This is a genomic window from Streptomyces sp. NPDC041796, from assembly GCF_055590785.1.
Genome location: NZ_JBVJAH010000006.1, coordinates 146,249 through 163,802 on the forward strand (window position 1 = coordinate 146,249; position 17,554 = coordinate 163,802).

Annotated in this window: 15 protein-coding genes and 1 pseudogene; 7 read left to right on the plus strand and 9 right to left on the minus strand. The window is 72.5% G+C overall.

Annotation, left to right across the window (positions count from 1 at the left end):
- The first annotated feature begins 83 nt into the window (after positions 1 to 83).
- Together ACZ6C1_RS13800 and ACZ6C1_RS13805 are read left to right on the plus strand one after the other, a co-directional pair.
- Entirely contained in the window at positions 84 to 761 is a 678-nt protein-coding gene (locus tag ACZ6C1_RS13800) for a FadR/GntR family transcriptional regulator (RefSeq protein ID WP_469240619.1), read from the plus strand.
- Positions 762 to 813: 52 nt separating this feature from the next.
- A complete protein-coding gene (locus ACZ6C1_RS13805; RefSeq protein WP_469240621.1) occupies positions 814 to 2,079 on the plus strand; it encodes a CynX/NimT family MFS transporter in 1,266 nt (421 codons plus the stop codon).
- On the opposite strand, the gene ACZ6C1_RS13810 is transcribed toward ACZ6C1_RS13805, so the two are convergent.
- From ACZ6C1_RS13810 to ACZ6C1_RS13830, 5 genes are all read right to left on the minus strand, one after another.
- A complete protein-coding gene (locus tag ACZ6C1_RS13810) occupies positions 2,076 to 2,300 on the minus strand; it encodes an SGM_3592 family protein (RefSeq protein WP_469240624.1) in 225 nt (74 codons plus the stop codon). The genes ACZ6C1_RS13805 and ACZ6C1_RS13810 overlap by 4 nt on opposite strands.
- Positions 2,301 to 2,404: 104 nt before the next feature.
- Complete coding sequence (locus tag ACZ6C1_RS13815; protein WP_351815585.1) at positions 2,405 to 3,124, minus strand: ABC transporter permease; 720 nt, start codon at positions 3,122 to 3,124, stop codon at positions 2,405 to 2,407.
- A 16-nt stretch (positions 3,125 to 3,140) separates the two neighbouring features.
- Positions 3,141 to 4,052: an ABC transporter ATP-binding protein gene (locus ACZ6C1_RS13820; RefSeq protein WP_469240626.1), complete on the minus strand. Its 912-nt coding sequence runs from the start codon at positions 4,050 to 4,052 to the stop codon at positions 3,141 to 3,143.
- Positions 4,049 to 4,942, minus strand: a complete 894-nt coding sequence (locus tag ACZ6C1_RS13825; RefSeq protein ID WP_469240628.1) for an ABC transporter permease — start codon at positions 4,940 to 4,942, stop codon at positions 4,049 to 4,051. The genes ACZ6C1_RS13820 and ACZ6C1_RS13825 overlap by 4 nt, the downstream gene beginning before the upstream one ends.
- The gene (locus ACZ6C1_RS13830) at positions 4,939 to 5,913 is read right to left on the minus strand and encodes an ABC transporter ATP-binding protein (RefSeq protein WP_469241211.1); all 975 of its coding nucleotides are present in this window, start codon (positions 5,911 to 5,913) and stop codon (positions 4,939 to 4,941) included. The genes ACZ6C1_RS13825 and ACZ6C1_RS13830 overlap by 4 nt, the downstream gene beginning before the upstream one ends.
- 228 nt (positions 5,914 to 6,141) lie before the next feature.
- On the opposite strand from ACZ6C1_RS13830, the gene ACZ6C1_RS13835 reads away from it, so the two are divergent.
- From ACZ6C1_RS13835 to ACZ6C1_RS13850, 4 genes are all read left to right on the plus strand, one after another.
- On the plus strand, positions 6,142 to 7,002 hold the full coding sequence (locus ACZ6C1_RS13835) for a M24 family metallopeptidase (protein ID WP_469240630.1): 861 nt from the start codon (positions 6,142 to 6,144) through the stop codon (positions 7,000 to 7,002).
- Positions 7,002 to 8,777 carry an SDR family oxidoreductase gene (locus tag ACZ6C1_RS13840; RefSeq protein WP_469240631.1) on the plus strand — a complete coding sequence of 592 codons (1,776 nt, stop codon included), beginning with the start codon at positions 7,002 to 7,004 and terminating at the stop codon, positions 8,775 to 8,777. Before ACZ6C1_RS13835 ends, ACZ6C1_RS13840 begins: the two co-directional genes overlap by 1 nt.
- A 143-nt stretch (positions 8,778 to 8,920) precedes the next feature.
- Positions 8,921 to 9,856, plus strand: a complete 936-nt coding sequence (locus ACZ6C1_RS13845; protein WP_469240633.1) for a MerR family transcriptional regulator — start codon at positions 8,921 to 8,923, stop codon at positions 9,854 to 9,856.
- Between the two features lie 153 nt (positions 9,857 to 10,009).
- A complete protein-coding gene (locus ACZ6C1_RS13850) occupies positions 10,010 to 10,558 on the plus strand; it encodes an RNA 2'-phosphotransferase (RefSeq protein ID WP_469240634.1) in 549 nt (182 codons plus the stop codon).
- A 100-nt stretch (positions 10,559 to 10,658) separates the two neighbouring features.
- Here ACZ6C1_RS13850 and ACZ6C1_RS13855 read toward each other — a convergent pair whose 3' ends face one another.
- The gene (locus ACZ6C1_RS13855; RefSeq protein WP_469240635.1) at positions 10,659 to 11,552 is read right to left on the minus strand and encodes an LLM class flavin-dependent oxidoreductase; all 894 of its coding nucleotides are present in this window, start codon (positions 11,550 to 11,552) and stop codon (positions 10,659 to 10,661) included.
- Positions 11,553 to 11,647: 95 nt separating this feature from the next.
- Here ACZ6C1_RS13855 and ACZ6C1_RS13860 point away from each other — a divergent pair, with 95 nt between their 5' ends.
- Complete coding sequence (locus ACZ6C1_RS13860; RefSeq protein ID WP_469240637.1) at positions 11,648 to 12,502, plus strand: Cof-type HAD-IIB family hydrolase; 855 nt, start codon at positions 11,648 to 11,650, stop codon at positions 12,500 to 12,502.
- A gap of 9 nt (positions 12,503 to 12,511) precedes the next feature.
- On the opposite strand, the gene ACZ6C1_RS13865 is transcribed toward ACZ6C1_RS13860, so the two are convergent.
- From ACZ6C1_RS13865 to cydD, 3 genes and pseudogenes are all read right to left on the minus strand, one after another.
- Positions 12,512 to 13,633 (minus strand): M23 family metallopeptidase, encoded by a 1,122-nt coding sequence (locus ACZ6C1_RS13865; RefSeq protein WP_469240640.1) that lies wholly within the window; start codon positions 13,631 to 13,633, stop codon positions 12,512 to 12,514.
- Between the two features lie 89 nt (positions 13,634 to 13,722).
- A pseudogene (locus ACZ6C1_RS13870) lies at positions 13,723 to 13,908 on the minus strand (hypothetical protein); the annotation flags it as partial.
- 57 nt (positions 13,909 to 13,965) lie between these two features.
- Positions 13,966 to 17,544: a thiol reductant ABC exporter subunit CydD gene (gene cydD, locus ACZ6C1_RS13875; RefSeq protein ID WP_469240643.1), complete on the minus strand. Its 3,579-nt coding sequence runs from the start codon at positions 17,542 to 17,544 to the stop codon at positions 13,966 to 13,968.
- Positions 17,545 to 17,554: the final 10 nt, after the last annotated feature.

The following is a 17,554-nucleotide window of genomic DNA, read 5'->3' on the forward strand; positions in this document are numbered from 1 at the left end:
GCGGATGTGCCCACAGTAATCCTGGAGGCAAGTTGTAGGATGACTGGGCAACCGGGTGATTGAGGCGAATGGAGTACCGGGACATGGTGCTGAAGGCCGCGGGCCGGACCTCCCTCGTCGACACGGTCGTCGACCAGCTCCGGGCCCAGCTGACGGACGGCGAATGGGCCGTGGGTGACCGCATCCCCACCGAGCACGAGCTCGCCGGGCAGCTCGGTGTCGGCCGCAACACCGTGCGTGAGGCCGTCCGTGTCCTGGTCCACGCGGGTCTGCTGGAGTCCCGTCAGGGCAACGGCACCTTCGTACGCTCCACCGCCGACCCCGCCGCCGTGCTCCGCACCGTCCGGGCCGCCGGCGCCCTGGACGTACTGGAGCTGCGGATCGCCCTGGAGACGGAGGCCGCCCGCCTGGCGGCGCTCCGGCGCGACACCCACGACCTGCTGCGGCTGCGCGCCGCGCTGGCCACCCTGCGCGAGGAGGGCGACCGGGACGCGGACGCCGACGTGGCCTTCCACCGGGCGGTGGTCGAGGCCACGCACAACGCCGCGTTCACCGAGGTGTACCGGTTCTTCTCCGTACAGGTCCACGAAAGCCTCGTCGAGTCGCTCGGCGACCACGCGATGCCCGCCATCGACCTGGACGCGCACGACGCGCTGGTCGTGGCGATCGAGGCGGGTGACGCGGACGCGGCGGGTGCGGCCGTGCGCGAGCTGCTGCGCGTACCGCTGGAAACGGTCAGGGCGATCGTCGCCGCCCGCTGAACCCCCTACGTCTGCTGTTCTTCTGTTGTTCTTCGCGAAAGGTGCTGTGAACGTGGCACGCCCGGATTCCGGCCGGCTGCTCCTCGACGCGGAGGCAGATGTCCTGCCCTCGCCCCAAGAAGCCGCCGCGCGGCGGGCGTTGCTCGCCCACCCGGTGCTGCTGCTGGTCGGGATCGTGCTGGCTTCGCTGAACATGCGGGCGGCGCTGGCGAGCGTGTCCCCGCTGGTCGGTGAGATCAGCGCGGACTTCGGGCTGTCGTCGACCGCGAGTTCCCTGGTCACGTCGGTGCCGGTGCTGTTCCTCGGGGTGGGCGCGCTGGTCGCGCCCTGGCCGGCACGGCGGCTGGGTACCGAACAGGTGCTGATCGGCGCCCTGTTGCTGCTGGCGGCCGGGATCCTCGTCCGCGTACTGCCGTCCCTGTACGCGCTGTACGGCGGCGGTGTCCTGGTGGGAACGGCGATCGCGCTGCTCAACGTCCTGATGCCCGGGCTGATCAAGCGCGACTTCCCGGACCGGGCCGCGTCGATGACGTCCGTCTACACCGGCTCGATGATCGCGGGCGCGACGGTGGTGGCGGCCGCGTCGGTGCCGCTGGAGCGGGCGTTCGGGGGCCGCTGGGAGGCGTCGCTGGCCTTCTGGTCGCTGCTCGCGGCGGTGGCGGCGGTGGCGTGGCTGCCGCAGGTGCTGATCGCCCGGGGGCGTACGGGACGTGAGGCGCGGGTGGCCCCGGCGGCTTCCCGCACCGGCCGGAGCGTCTGGCGCTCGGCGCTCGCCTGGCAGGTCACGCTCTTCATGGGTCTGCAGTCGCTGTGGACGTACGTCCTGATCGCCTGGATGCCGACGGTCTTCACCGATCAGGGCATGAGCCGCTCGACGGCCGGTGTCGTCTTCGCCTTCAACAACCTCATCCAGGTGGCGGGCGCGTTCCTGGTACCGCTGCTGGCCGGCCGGATGCGCAGCCAGCGCCCGCTGGTCGCGCTGGTCACCTCACTGGTGGCGGCGGGTTACGTGGGGCTGATGGTCGCCCCGGTGTCCGGTGCCTGGCTGTGGGCGGCGGTGCTCGGCGTGGGCCAGGGCGGCGCCGTGGGGCTCGCCCTGACGCTGATCGTGCTGCGCAGCGGAGACGCGGTGACCGCCTCACGGCTGTCGGGGATGGCGCAGACGGTCGGCTACCTGCTGGCGGCCGCCGGCCCGCCGGCCGCGGGCGCGGTGCACGAGGCGACCGGGGGGTGGACGGTTCCCCTCGCCCTGGTGCTGGGTGTGTGCGCGGTGGCCCTCGTGGTGGGGCTGTTGGCGGCACGCGACCGGAAGGTCTAGTCGTCGTCCTTGCGGCGGCGCCGCTTGCGCCGGCGGGCCCGGCTGAAGAACCAGCCCGCCGGGGGCTCGTCGGAGCGCCAGGGCTGCGGCTCGGGCGGACGGCCGCGCCACCGGGCGGCGAGCATCCGGGCGCGTGCGGACGGCTCGGTGGTCTCGGCGGAGCGTATGAAGTCGTTGTCCAGCTCGACGTCGTCCCACGGGTCGTCGGGGTCAGCGGCCATGGTTGCCTCCTCCGTACGGCAAGTGTGCCCACCCTCTCGTCAAGGTGGTGTGAAGACGAAAGGGCCCCGCACGCGCGCGTGCGGGGCCCTTTCCGTGCGTACGGCTACTCGTCGCCCGCCAGCGTCAGGGTCCGCAGCTTCTGGCCTGCGTACCAGGTCGCCGCCACCGTCACGCCCGCCAGCAGCGCCACCGCGACCGGCAGCCCCACGTCCGAGGCGACCAGCCCGTCACCCGTGACCTTCTCCGCGACGGCCAGCGCCCACTGCTGGACGCTGAGGGTCTTGGCGCCCTCGATGAGGCTGCCGAACAGCGCCTCCCAGACCAGCGCGTACACCAGGCCGATGACGACCGCGTGGCGGCTGACCGTACCGAGCAGCAGGAAGAGCGCGCTGTACGCGATCGAGGCGACGAGCGCGGCGACGGTGTAGGCGACCGCCACCTGCTGTCCGTTGCCGTTGAGGATCATCCCGGCGAGGAAGGTGGGGACCGCGGAGAACACCATGGTGACGGCGATGGCCACGATCAGCTTGGTGAAGATGATCGTCGGCCGCTTCACCGGCTTGGCGAGCAGGTAGACGATCGAACCGTCGTCGATCTCGGGCCCGATCGCGCCCGTGCCGGCGATGACACCGATCAACGGCACCATCGTGGCGAGCGCGAACCCGCCCAGGACGTCGGCGGCGATCTGGTCGTCGGCGCCGTTGAAGCCGCGGACGGCGGCCGCGATGAGCAGCAGCAGGCCGGGCAGGACGAAGAGGATGGCGGCTCGGCGGCGGCCGAGCAGGGCCCGGTAGGTGAGCCGGGCGACTGTGGGGTTGTACATGGTCGTAAGGCTCCCTTCAGGCCGCGACGAGGTACGAGAAGACCGATTCGAGGGACTCGTCCGAGGGCGAGACCGTCAGCAGCCGGATGGAGTGCGCGCGGGCGACCTCGGGCAGCAGCGCGGTGAAGCGGGCGAAGTCGACCGCCTGGATGCGCAGGGCCCCCTCCGTCACGTCGACCTCGATGCCGGCCGTCGAGGGGTCGGCGATCAGCGCGGCCGCCAGGGCGCGGTCGTCACTGGAGCGGACCAGGTAGCGGTGCGGCCGGTCGGTCATCAGCCGCCGGATCCGGCGGAAGTCACCGCTCGCCGCGTGCCGTCCGGCGACGATCACCTCGATGTGCGAGGCGAGTTGCTCGACCTCCTCCAGGATGTGCGAGGAGAACAGGACCGTACGGCCCTCTGCTCCCATCCGCCGCAGCAGGTCCATCAACTGCATGCGCTGACGCGGGTCCATGCCGTTGAACGGCTCGTCCAGCAGCAGCACGGACGGTTCGTGGACGAGGGCCGAGGCCATCTTCACCCGCTGCCGCATGCCCTTGCTGTACGTGGCGATCTTGCGGTCCTGCGCGTACTCCATCTCCACCGTGGCCAGCGCCTTCTGCGCCTCGGCCGTGCCCAGGCCGTGCAACTCTGCGTTGGCGACGACGAATTCGCGGCCGGTGAGGAAGTCGTACATCGCCTCCCGCTCGGGCACGACTCCGATCTGGCGGTACACGGACTCGTTGCGCCAGATCGGCTGCCCGTCGAGGGTCACGGATCCGGTGGAGGGGGCGAGGAAGCCGCCCATCATGTTGATCAGCGTGGACTTTCCGGCGCCGTTGGGGCCGAGGAGTCCGGTCACCCCGGGGCCGATGGTCATGGTGACGTCGTTGACGGCCACGACGTTTCCGAACCACCGTGAGACGTGGTCGATGTCGATGGTGGTCACAGCCCGACCTTTCGGTAGCGGCGCAGCAGGACGGCGTAGGAGCCGGCGATGAGGGCGAGGACGACCAGCAGGTAGACCACGCCCACCCCGGCGTCCGGTCCGGCCTCTGCGGGGAAGGACGACGTGGCGCCCAGGAAGGCGGTCTGCACGCCGTCGATGAGCGTGATCGGCGAGAAGAGGCCCAGCCACTTCACCGCGCCCAGGGAGTCGGTGCTCCAGGCGATCGCCTGAAGGGTGGAGACGGCACCGAACGAGATGGTCAGCGCGGCGATGACGGCGGCGACGCCGAACCCGCGGCGCGGGGTCAGCGCGGCCAGGACCAGGCCGATTCCACCGAACAGGAGCGAGAGCAGAGCCACGGAGACCAGTCCCTGTGCGAAGCCCTGGGTCTGGTCGACGAAGTCCATCTTCGCCAGTAGCGACCCGATGTAGAGGATGAGCAGCGGCGAGGCGGTCAGGATGAACAGGGCCGACGCCATCGCGCCGTATTTGGCGAGGACGTAGTCGACACGCTCGATGGGGCGGGAGAAGTACAGCGGAACGGTCTTGAAGCGCAGGTCACGCGAGACCGACTGGGGGGCCTGCGCCGCCAGGTACAGCCCGATGACAGCCTGCGTGAAGATCGCGTACCGCGTGTAGTCCAGCGGCAGGTCCTTCAGCTTCGTGGCCACCGCGACGGCGACGACGACCAGCGCGGGGATGCACATCACCGCGAAGAGGATCATCGGCAGCACCTTGGACTTGGCGCTGCGGCCCAGTCCGTACGCGCCGCGCAGCGACTGCGAGAACAGCGAGCGGCGCGCGTAGGCACGGCCGAGGCGCGGCCCGTCGTAGTCGCGGTAGCCGATGTTGTGGATGCGGGTCTCGGCCTGTGGGGTGGGGGTGCTCATCGGGCCTGCGCCTCCTGCGTCTGGGCGGCGGTCGCTTCCGGCCCCGGGCGGAAGACCTCGGCGATGTGGTGGCGGCGCTGTTCCATCCGTACGAGGCCGAGTCCGAGGTCGGCGACGGTGTCGCGCACGATGTCGTACGTCTCCTCGCCGGTGGCCTCCAGCAGGAGGATGTGGCCGGCTCCCGGCATACCGTCCTCCACGCGCGCGTGGAGGGTGATTCCGGCGGCCGTGAGTGCCTTGCGGAGGGCGGCCGTGCCGTCGGGGTGGGTGTCGGTGTCGGTGACCTCGACCGCGAGGGTGGTGGTGACCTGGGTGAAGTCGCTGGTGGAGCTGGAGCGCAGGAGCTTCCCGCCGTCGATGACGACGACGTGGTCACAGGTGCGTTCGAGTTCGCCCAGGAGGTGGCTGGTGACCAGGACCGAGATGCCGAAGTCCGTGTACACCCGGCGGATCAGGCCCAGCATCTCGTCGCGGCCGACCGGGTCGAGGCCGTTGGTCGGCTCGTCGAGGAGGACGAGCTGCGGATCGTGGACCAGGGCCTGGGCGAGCTTCACCCGCTGCTTCATGCCGGTCGAGTAACCGCCGATGGGGCGGTAGCGCTCCTCGTACAGGCCGACGTGGCGCAGGGTGTCGGCGGTGCGCTCCCGTGCGGCGGTGGGCGGCAGGCCGGACATGCGCGCCATGTGGACGACGAACTCGGTGGCCGAGACGTCGGGTGGCAGGCAGTCGTGCTCGGGCATGTAGCCGACCCGCTCGCGGATGGCGCCGCCGCTGGTGGAGACGTCGAGGCCGAGGACCTCGGCCCGGCCCTCGGTGGCGGGGGACAGACCCAGCAGGATCTTGATCATGGTGGACTTGCCGGCTCCGTTGGCACCCACCAGTCCGGTCACACCGGGCCCGATGTCCAGGGAGAGCCGGTCGAGAGCGGTCACCCGGGGGAACCGCTTGCTGAGGCTTTCGGTCGCGATCACAGTCACGCTTCGACGGTAGTGGCGCGGACCACATCCGGCGTCAGACCAGGCGGCTGGATCGATGTCCCCCTCCAGGCGTACGAGCCCGTAAGGGGCCCGACCGTGGTCGGGCTCCGGGCCGGGTTTTCCACAGGCGGTGCACGACTCTTGACGCAGCCGCCGGGCATTGTCACATTCATCAGTGTCAAGTTACGACCGCGTACGGCGATGGACGGACGGGCGGGTGGCATGGCCTCAGTGGTTTCTCCGGCGACGGTGTCTTCGGCAACCGGGCGGGACGCGGAGCTGCGCGGCTTCAGAGAAGTGCAGCGTCTGGCGTACGACTGCGCCGAGGCGGTCGCCGCACAGCTCAAGCCGGGGGTGACGGAGCGCGAGGCGGCGCGGATGCAGCGCGAGTGGCTGCGCGAGCGCGGCGTACGGGACTGGTTCCACCTGCCGTTCGCCTGGTTCGGCGACCGCACGGCGTTCGTGAACTTCCGGATACCGCTGCAGTTCTTCCCCACCAACCGGCGGCTGGAGGCGGGGATGCCCTTCATCCTCGACATGGCCCCGGTGTACAAGGGCTTCACCGCCGACATCGGGTACTCGGGCTGCCTCGGCCTCAGCCCCGTCCACGACAAACTGCTCGCCGACCTCCGTGACCACCGGGAGCTGATCCTGCGCGAGGTGCGGGAGCGGCGCCCGCTGCGCGAGATCTACGAGGACGTGGACCGGCTGATGGTGCGGCAGGGGTACGCCAACCGGCACCGCGCCTATCCCTTCGGCGTCATCGCCCACAAGGTCGACCGGGTCAAGGAGCGCCGCTGGTCGCCGACACTCTTCGGGTTCGGTACGCAGTCGCTGAAGGGGCTCGCGAGCGACGCCCTCCACGGCCACCGCGACGGCTGGTCGCCGCTGTGGTCCCCGTACCGGTTCTCCGACCATCCCCCGCGGCCCGGCCTGTGGGCGGTCGAGCCGCACCTCGGCTTCAGGGGTACGGGCGCCAAGTTCGAGGAACTGCTGGTGGTCACCGACTCCAAGGACCCCGAACAGAGCGCGTTCTGGCTGGACGACGATCTGCCGCACGTGCGGCGCTGGGAGGCGATCTGATGGGGGCGGATGTGCTGGGCGGTGCGCGGGAGCGCCGGGTGCGTACGGGCGGTATCGAGTTGTGCGTCGCCGAGCTCGGGGACTCCTCGCGCCCGACGGTCGTGCTGGTGCACGGTTACCCGGACTCCAAGGAGGTGTGGTCCGAGGTCGCCGTGCGGCTCGCCGAGCACTTCCACGTGGTGCTGTACGACGTCCGCGGACACGGACAGTCGACGGCCCCGAAGCCGCTGCGCGGCGGGTTCACGCTGGAGAAGCTCACGGACGACTTCCTGGCCGTGATCGACGCGGTCAGCCCGGACGAACCGGTGCACCTGGTCGGACACGACTGGGGATCGGTGCAGTCGTGGGAGTTCGTCACGGTCGAGCGCACCGAGGGGCGGATCGCCTCCTTCACCTCCATCTCCGGCCCGTCCCTGGACCATTTCGGGCACTGGCTCAAGCAGCGCATGAGCCGGCCCACCCCACGCCGAGTGGGCCAGCTGCTCGGCCAGGGCGCCAGGTCCTGGTACGTGTACCTGCTGCACACACCGGTACTGCCCGAGCTGGCCTGGCGGGGGCCGCTCGGCAAGCGGTGGCCCGGGCTCGTGCGACGGCTGGAGAAGGTCCCGGACGACGGCTACCCGACCGCCTCCCTCCCGGCCGACGCCGCCCACGGCGCCTGGCTCTACCGGGACAATGTCCGGGCCCGGCTGCGGCGCCCCCGCCCGGACGCGTACGCCCACGTGCCCGTGCAGCTCATCACGCCGACCGGTGACGTCTTCCTGTCCGAGCGGCTCTACGACGAGTTGGCCACGTGGGCCCCTCGGTTGGTGCGGCGTACGCTGCCCGCCAGGCACTGGGTGCCGCGCACCCGGCCGGACCAGCTTGCCGCGTGGATCACCGAGTTCGTGACGGCGCACGAGGAGCGGGGCGGTGAGGTTCCGGCGCCGGTCGCCTCGGGACGGCGGTACGCGGACCGGTTCGGCGGGCAGCTCGTCCTGGTCACGGGCGCCGCCAGCGGCATCGGGCGGGCCACGGCGTTCGCGTTCGCCGAGGCGGGTGCGCGGGTGGTGGCCGTGGACCGGGACGCGGAGGGCGCCGCGCGGACGGCCGAGATGGCGCGGCTGATCGGCGCGCCGGACGCCTGGGGCGAGGCGGTGGACGTCAGCGACGAGCAGGCCATGGAGAAGCTCGCCGACAAGGTCTCCACCGAGTACGGCACGGTGGACGTGCTGGTGAACAACGCCGGGATAGGCCTGTCCGGGGCCTTCCTCGAAACGACGAGCGACGACTGGAAGAAGGTCCTCGACGTCAATCTGTGGGGCGTCATCCACGGCTGCCGGATCTTCGGCCGGCGGATGGCCGAGCGTGGGCAGGGCGGTCACATCGTGAACACGGCGTCCGCGGCCGCCTTCCAGCCGTCCCGCATGCTGCCCGCGTACAGCACGTCCAAGGCGGCGGTGCTCATGCTCAGCGAGTGCCTGCGCGCCGAACTGGCGGGCCGTGACATCGGAGTCACCGCCGTGTGCCCGGGCATCGTGAACACCAACATCACCGCCACTGCTCGCTTCGCCGGGGTGTCCGCGGACGAGGAGAAGCGCCGGCAGAAGAAGACCGCCCGGCTGTACGGCCTGCGCAACTACCCGCCGGAGAAGGTCGCCGACGCGATCCTGCGGGCGGTCGTGAGGAACGAGGCAGTAGTGCCGGTGACGCCGGAGGCCCATGGAGCCCGGCTGCTGTCCCGGCTGGCGCCGGGGGCGTTGCGGAGGCTCGCCCGCCTGGAGGCGAAGCTGTGACCGGGCGGGACACCGCCGCGCCCCGGGGGCGGTGCGGGTCCCGGGGGCGGTGCGGGTCCCGGCCGGCGTCCCGCGGGCGGTGCGGGTCCCGGGGGCGGTCGTACCATCCCTCGCAGGGCGGTTCGGGGTAGCGGGGAGCGGGTGTGGACGAGCAGGCGGCACGGATACCGGCGGCCGAGTACCGGATCGAGGACCTGGCGCACCACAGCGGCGCCACGGTCCGGACCATCCGCGCCTATCAGGACCGGGGGCTGCTGCCGAAACCGGAGCGGCGCGGCAGGTCCAATGTGTACGGCGACGCCCATCTGGCCCGGTTGCGGCAGATCGCCGACCTGCTGGAGCGCGGCTACACCCTGGCGTCCATCAAGGAGCTGCTGGAGGCCTGGGACGCGGGCCGCGGCCTCGGCGGTGTCCTGGGGCTGGTCGCCGAGGTGCACGGGCCGTGGACGGACGAGGAGGCGGACCGGATCACCCGTGCGGAGCTGGACGCCACATTTGGCGGGACGCCCGACGAGAAGGCGGTGGAGGAGGCCATAGAGCTCGGTGTGCTGGAGCGCATCCCGGGGCGGGAGGACGAGTTCCTGGTGCCGAGCCCCCAGGAACTCGCCGTGGCAGCCGAGTTGTACGCCGCCGGTGTCCCGCTCCTGGCGATCTCCGGGCATCTCAGGGAACTTCGCGGTCAGGTGGAGCACATCGCCAACAGGTTCCTGGAGTTCACCATGGAGCACGTCTTCGCCCGCTACCTCGACCACCGGCCACCCACGGACGCGGACGCCTCGGAGGCGGCGACCCTGGTACGGCGCCTGCGGCCGCTCGCACAGCAGACCGTGGACGCCGAACTGGCGCGGGCGATGCGGCTGTTCGCCACCCGCCACCTCCAGCAGCACCTGTCACCGGAAGGACCCCGGGTGCGGAACGACGAGACCGAGCAGGTCGCCCTTCCCGCATCCACGATTCGGGCCGTGCACCGCCTTGTTGGCCCACAGAATGCATCGGCGTTCATTACCGCGGCCACCGAAAGAGAGGTTCACGCACGGACTTTGGACGCACTTACCTCAACGCAGAATGATTCTACGTAAGTCGGTCAAAATACCTGAAAAGGTTGGGGAGTTGTCCACAGAATCGTCAAATTCCCTGTGGATAACCGGAGTTGTTTGTGGACCAAACCTACGAGCCGAAATTTCTCTGGCCGTGACCACGTGATGCCTGACACGCTGAGCGATGTGAACGACATGGACGACAGACGCACGGTGAAGGTGTCGAAGTACCTCTCGAAGCACCTGCGCCACCAGCCCGAGCGGATCGGACTGGTCCTCGATCCGCAAGGCTGGGCCGAGATCGATGACCTTCTGCGGGCGGCCGCCGAGCACGGCGTACGGATCAGCCGCGCCGAGCTGGAGCACGTCGTCGCCGTCAACGACAAGCGGCGCTTCACCATCGACGGCGACCGGATCCGCGCCAACCAGGGCCACACCGTCGACGTCGACCTGGACCTGCCGGTCGCCGTACCGCCCGCCTACCTGTACCACGGCACCATCTCCCGCAGCCTGCCCGCGATCCGCGCCGAGGGACTGCGCCCCATGGCCCGGCACCATGTCCACCTGTCGCCCGACCGTGAGACCGCGACCCGGGTCGGCGCCCGGCGCGGCCGCCCCGTCGTCCTGTCCGTGGACGCCGCGGCCATGCACCGGGACGGCCACGTCTTCCGGGTCAGCGCCAACGGCGTCTGGCTCACCGACGCCGTACCGCCCGCCTACCTCCGCTTTCCCGGCCCCGACTGAGCCGGCCGGGCACGCCGGGGCGGCGAGCAGGGGAGCGGGCACACCGGGCGGGCGCGCGGGGCCAGGTGAGCTGGGCCGGGCGAGCCGGGGAGCGGGGGGCTCAGCGGAGCTGCGCGAGGGACTCCGTCGCGATCCGCTCGAAGACCTTGTCGTCGGCGGCGAACATCGAGTCGGCGATCGGCGCGTGGATCACGATCTCGGTGAAGCCCAGCTCGACATGACGGCCCGCGAAATCGACGAAGGCGTCGAAGGACTCCAGCGGCCGGTCCGGGGTGAACCCGGTCAGCAGGATCTTCTCCAGCTCCCCCGCGTCGCGCCCCGCGTCCGCGCACGCCTTGCCGAGCTTCTCCAACTGCCCCCGCAGGGCCTCCCGCGACTGCTCCGGCGTGCCCGTCTCGAACAGCTTCGGGTCCCCGGTCGTCACCCACGCCTGCCCGTGCCGCGCCGCGAGCTTCATCCCCCGCGGCCCCGTGGCGGCGACGGCGAAGGGCAGCCGCGGCCGCTGCACGCACCCGGGAATGTTGCGCGCCTCGCCCGCCGAGTAGAACGTCCCCTCGTACGACACCGACTCCTCCGTCAGCAGCCGGTCCAGCAGCGGCACGAACTCCGCGAACCGGTCCGCCCGCTCACGCGGCGTCCACGCCCCCTGCCCCAGCGCCGTCGCGTCGAAGCCGTTGCCCCCCGCGCCTATCCCGAGCGTGACCCGGCCGCCGGAGATGTCGTCCAGCGAGATCAGCTCCTTGGCGAGCGTCACCGGATGCCGGAAGTTCGGCGAGGTCACCAGCGTGCCCAGGCGCATCCGCCCGGTGGCGGCGGCCGCCGCCGTCAGCGTCGGAATCGCGCCGAACCACGGACCGTCGCGGAAAGGCACCCGCCACGACAGGTGGTCATAGGTGTACGCGGCATGGAAGCCGAGGCGCTCGGCCCGAAGCCACGCCTCGCGACCGCCGTCGTGCCAGCGGCGGGTGGGGAGGATCACGGTGCTCAGACGCATGGAATGAGCCTACGGTGCCCCACTGACAAACCCCGCATGGCTCAGATGTGCAGCTATCCGCACGCCCGTGCACCCCCGTACGGGAGAATGGGCGCGTGACCTCAGCGACCTCTCCCCGCCCCAGGCCCACGGCACACCGACGTCCCCGGTTGATCGCCACCGACCTCGACGGAACGCTTCTGCGCGACGACAAATCGGTCTCCCACCGGACGGTCTCGGCGCTCGCGGCGGCTGAGGAGGCCGGCATCGAGGTCTTCTTCGTCACCGGCCGGCCCGCCCGCTGGATGGGCGTCGTCAGCGACCACGTCCACGGCCACGGTCTGGCCATCTGCGCCAATGGCGCGGCCGTCGTCGACCTGCACTCCGGCGGCAAACTGCTGGAGGTACGGCCGCTGGAGCGGAGCACCGCCCTGGACGTCGTGCAGACACTCCGCCGCGAGGCACCCGGCACCGCCTTCGCGGTCGAACTCACCACCGGCTTCCACTACGAGCCCGACTACCCGCCCTTCTGGCTCGACCCCGACGCCACCATCGCCCCCGCGGAGGAGCTCCTGCACGAGAAGGAGCCGGGCCTCGGCGCACCCATGCTCAAGCTGCTCGCCCACCACCCGGACCTGACGCCGGACGGTTTCCTCGCCCTCGCGCGTACGGCCGCCGGCGACCGTGCGAGCATCACCCGCTCCAGCCCCAGCGCGCTGCTGGAGATCAGCGGCCTCGGCGTCTCCAAGGCGAGCACGCTGGCCCTGTGCTGCGCCGAGCGCGGCATCTCCGCCGACGAGGTCGTGGCGTTCGGGGACATGCCGAACGACATCGAGATGCTGTCCTGGGCGGGCCGGTCGTACGCGATGGGCAACGCGCACCCGGACGTGGTCGCCGCCGCCTCGGGCCGGACCGTCGCCAACAACGACGACGGTGTCGCACGCGTCATCGAGGACATCCTCGGCGCGTAGTGACCCCCGTCAGCGCCCCAGCAGGACCCCGTGCTCGGCCAGCCAGCGCACCGGGTCCACGGCCGATCCCATGTACGGCGTGAGCCGCACCTCGAAGTGGAGGTGCGGTCCCGTCGAGTTGCCGGTGTTGCCGGACCGCCCGATCACCTGACCGGCCGCGACCGGCTGCCCCGGGGACACACCGGGCGCGGCGAGGTGCGCGTACTGCGAGTACCAGCCACCGGCGTGCCGCACCACCACCTCGATCCCGAACGCCCCGCCGCAGGACACCGACCGCACCCGTCCCGCTCCCACGGCCCGCACCGGGGTGCCGACGGCCACCGCGAAGTCCTGCCCGGTGTGCCGGTGCGCCCAATGCGCGCCCGCCCGGTGGAAACCGGCGGACAGGACGTACCCCTCCACGGGCGCCACCCACCCCCGCCCCCCACCACCGGCACCACGCGCACCGCCCACCACACCGGCGCTTGCCAACCCCGCTCCACCCACCACACCGCCACTCGCCAACCTGGCACCACCCACCGCACCGGCACCAGGCGCACCACCCGCCACTCCCGCCGCACCCGCGCACCGGCCGGACGCGACCCTCCGGTCCGCCTCCGCCTGGAGCCGCCCCTGGGCCCGCTCCAGCCGTGCCTCGATGCCGCGCCTGATCGTGGCCAGCCCCTTCCGGCGTGCGTCCAGCTCCTGCCACGCCGTACGGGCCCGGCCTTCGGCCAGCACCAGGCGCCGTTCCGCCTGCCTGGTGCGTTCCATCAGACGGTTCACCGCCCGGTCCGCCTGCCGGGCGAGCCGCTCCGCCCGCATCACCTCGTCCGCGTCGTCGCCCAGCAGCAGCCGCGCGGCGAGGCCCACGGACCCGCCGGCCCGGTACTGGGCGCGTGCCACCTCGCCCATCCGGTCGTTGAGCACGGCCAGCTCACGCCGCTTGAGGGCCAGTTGCCGCTGGAGCCGGCCGGCCAGGGCGCGCTGCGCGGCCGCCGCGCGCCGGCCCTGCTCGTACCTCTCGGTGGCCCGCGCGGCCTCGTCGTACAGCCGCGCCACCTCCGCGGCCGCGCCGCCCGGCCCGTCGGCGGCGGTGGCCGCGGGCTGGGGGAGCAGGGCGAGCAGGACGGCCAGCGCCACGAACAACATCCTGGGATGGTGGCGCCGGACGCGCCCGATGTCCGGCACCCCAGCGGTGTCGTACCGCCGACCGGCCCATTCCCGTTCCGCCAACCGGCCTACGGCCGTACCCGGAAGGGTCCGCACAGTGGCGCTTCCCACACCACCGTCGTACCGCCGCCGTGCTCGCCGGTGCCCGGCCCGCACCGGCTGGGTCCGCCGAGCGGCTCCGCGCGCCGCGCGAGGTTGCGCAGGCCGCTGCGGCGCCCGCGCTCCGGGAGGCCCACGCCGTCGTACGCGACGGTCGTGGCCGCACTGCCTCCGTACGCCGGATCCGGGGCGCGGTCACGCCCGGAGCACAGTCAGTCCTTGGGGAAAGCCGGCCCTGCCGCAGGGGTGTTCAGCAGCAGATCGGCCGCCCGCTCGCGCTCCAGCATGCGGCGCAGGGGCCCGTCGGCGGCCGCCAGCTCCGCGTACGGCCCGCGCTGCACGCCGCGCCCGTCCTCCAGGACGACGACTTCGTCGACCGCGTCGAGGCCGTGCAGCCGATGGGTGATCAGCACGGTGGTGCGGCCCTCGGTGGCCCGCAGCAGGTCGTCGGTGAGCGCGTCGGCCGTGGCGAGGTCCAGATGCTCGGCGGGCTCGTCGAGCACGAGGACGGGGAAGTCGGCGAGGAGCGCGCGGGCGAGCGCCAGGCGCTGGCGCTGGCCGCCGGAGAGCCGGGCCCCGTGTTCGCCGACGAGGGTGTCGAGGCCCTCGGGGAGACCGTCCACCCAGTCCAGCAGCCGGGCACGGTCCAGTGCCGCCCGCAGATCGCCGTCGCTCGCGCCGGGCCGGGCCAGCCGCAGGTTCTCCCGGACGGAGCTGTCGAAGATGTGCGCGTCCTGGGCGCACAGCCCGACCAGTCGGCGTACGTCGTCGCCGTCCAGCGCGGCCGCGTCCACTCCGCCGATCCGGTACGTGCCGTCCCCGGCGTCCAGGAACCGCAACAGCACCTGGGCGAGCGTCGTCTTGCCGGAGCCGGACGCCCCGACGACGGCGACCCGCCGGCCGGCCTCCAGCCGCAGGTCGAACGCCGCCAGGGCGTCCCGGTCCTGGCCCGCGTACCGGGCGGTGAGGCCGCGCAGCTCCAGCGGGAACGCCGTGTCCGGCGCCGGTCGCGGCTCACGCGGCTCATGTACGGGGACGGGGGCGTCGAGCACCTCGTACACCCGCTCGGCGCTGCGCTTGACGCGCTGGCGGTACTGCACGGCCAGCGGCAGCCCGATGACCGCCTCGAACGCGGCGAGCGGGGTCAGCACGACCACGGCCAGCGTCACGCCGTCGAGCCGCCCGTCGTGGACCGCCTGTACGCCCACGAGCGCCGCGCCCGCCACGGTCACGCCGGTGACCAGCGCGGAGAGGCCGCCGCCGAGGGCGGTGGCGGTGGCCTGACGGGTGGCGATCCGGGTGAGGGCCCCGTCGGCCTCGCGGACCCGGGCGACGCGCTCGGCGAGGGCGCCCGCCACCGTCAACTCGGCGCACCCGCGCAGCAGGTCCACCACCCGGGCGGCCAGGACGCCCCGCGCCGGGGCGAGCCGCTGCTCCGCGCGCCGGGCGACGGCACCGGTGACCAGCGGCACGGCGACGCCGGCGAGGAGCAGGCCGACCGCGAGGACCGCCCCGGCCTCGGGCAGCAGCCACGCGGTGAACCCGAGGGCCCCCGCACCGACCACCGCGGCGGCCCCGGCCGGCAGCAGCCAGCGCAGCCAGTAGTCCTGGAGGGCGTCCACGTCGGAGACGAGCCGCGAGAGCAGATCGCCGCGGCGCACCCTGCGCAGCCCGGCCGGAGTGATCCGCTCCAGCCTGCGGTAGACGGCGACGCGCACTTCGGCCAGCATCCGCAGCACGGTGTCGTGCGACACGAGCCGCTCGGCGTACCGGAACACGGCCCGCCCGATGCCGAACGCCCGGGTAGCCGTCACGGCCACCATCAGGTACAGCACCGGCGGCTGCTCCGAGGCCCGCGAGATGAGCCACCCGGACACGGCCATGAGCCCCACGGCCGACCCGAGCGCCAGGCTGCCCAGCGTCAGCGCGAGCCCGAGACGCCCGCGCAGTTCCCCGGCCGTCCCACGCACCCGTGCGAGCACTCCACCGCCGCGCCCGGACTCCCCGCCGCCCTGCCGGGAATCGGCGGCCACGACGTCGGCCTCCACGGCGTCCGGATGCCCGCCCACGAGCCCGAACGCCGCGTCGAGCGCGTCCAGACCGCGCGGTGCGCCCGTCTCGGCGGCTGCCGCGCCCGCGGGAGCGGACTCCCGGAGTGTGACGACCCGGTCCGCCACGGCCAGGAGCGCCGGGCGGTGGACGACCAGGAGCACCGTGCGCCCTTCGGCGAGGCGGCGCACCGCGTCCACCACGGCCGCCTCCGTCGCGCCGTCCAGCGCCGCGGTGGGCTCGTCCAGCAGGAGCAACTGCCGGTCGGCCAGGAACGCGCGTGCCAGGGCCAGCCGTTGGCGCTGCCCCGCGGACAGCCCCGCGCCGTCCTCGCCCAGCACCGTCCCGGCACCCGCCGGCAGCGCGTCCACGAAGTCGGACGCCCCCGCGTCCGCCAGCGCCCGGGCGACCGCGTCATCGTCCGCGTCCGGCCGGGCGAGGCGTACGTTCTCCGCGATGGTCCCCGCGAACAGGTACGGCCGCTGGGGCACCCAGGCGATCCGCTCCCGCCACTGCTCCAGGTCCAGCGACCCCAGGTCCACCCCTCCGACGCGTACCGCGCCCCCGTCGCCCGAAGGCTCGGTGAACCCCAGCACCACATCCAGCAGCGTCGACTTGCCGACCCCGCTCGGCCCGACCAGGGCGACCGTCTCACCCGGTTCGACGACCAGCGACGCACGATCCAGTGACGGCTCGGCGCGTCCCTCGTGCCGTACGGTCACGTTCTCCAGCTCGAGCCGCGCATCCGCCGGAGCAACCCCGTCCCCGCCCTTGCGGACCGGAGTCTCCAGGACGGCGAAGATCTCTTCCGCGGCCGACAGCCCTTCCGCCGCCGCGTGGTACTGCGCACCGACCTGGCGCAGAGGCAGATACGCCTCGGGCGCCAGGATCAGGATCACCAGCCCCGTGTACAGGTCCAGGTCCCCGTGCACCAGCCGCATGCCGACACCGACCGCGACCAGCGCCACCGAGAGCGTGGACAGCAACTCCAGCGCGAACGACGACAGGAACGCGATCCGCAGGGTCCGCAGGGTCGCCTGCCGGTACTCGGACGTGATCGCCCGGATCGACTCCGCCTGTGCCTTGGCCCGGCCGAACACCTTCAGCGTCGGCAGACCCGCCACCACGTCCAGGAAGTGCCCCGACAACCGGGACAGCAGCTTCCACTGCCGGTCCATCCGGGCCTGCGTGGCCCATCCGATGAGGACCATGAAGACGGGGATCAGCGGCAGCGTGCCGACGATGATCGCCGCCGACACCCAGTCCTCGGTGACGATCCGCGCCAGGACCGCCACCGGCACCACCACCGCCAGCCCGAGCTGTGGCAGATAGCGCGAAAAGTAGTCGTCGAGCGCGTCCACGCCCCGGGTGGCCAGCGCCACCAGGGAACCCACCCGCTGCCCGCTCAGCCATCCCGGCCCGAGGTCGGCCGCCCGCTCCAGCAACCGCCCGCGCAGCTCCGACTTCACCGCGGCACTCGCCCGGTGCGCGGCCAGCTCGGTCAGCCATGAGACGACGCCCCGCCCGACGGCGACAGCCGCCAGCAGCACCAACGGCGTCCCGAGGTCCCCGACCCCCAGTCCCCGCTGGAAAGCGCCCACCACCACTTCGGCGATGAGCATGGCCTGGGCGACGACCAGCGCCGCCCCGATGACGCCCAGAGCCACCACCGCCGCGAGGAACAGACGGGTGGCCCGGGCGTATCGGAGCAGACGCGGGTCGATCGGTTTCACGTGAAACATCCCCTACTGG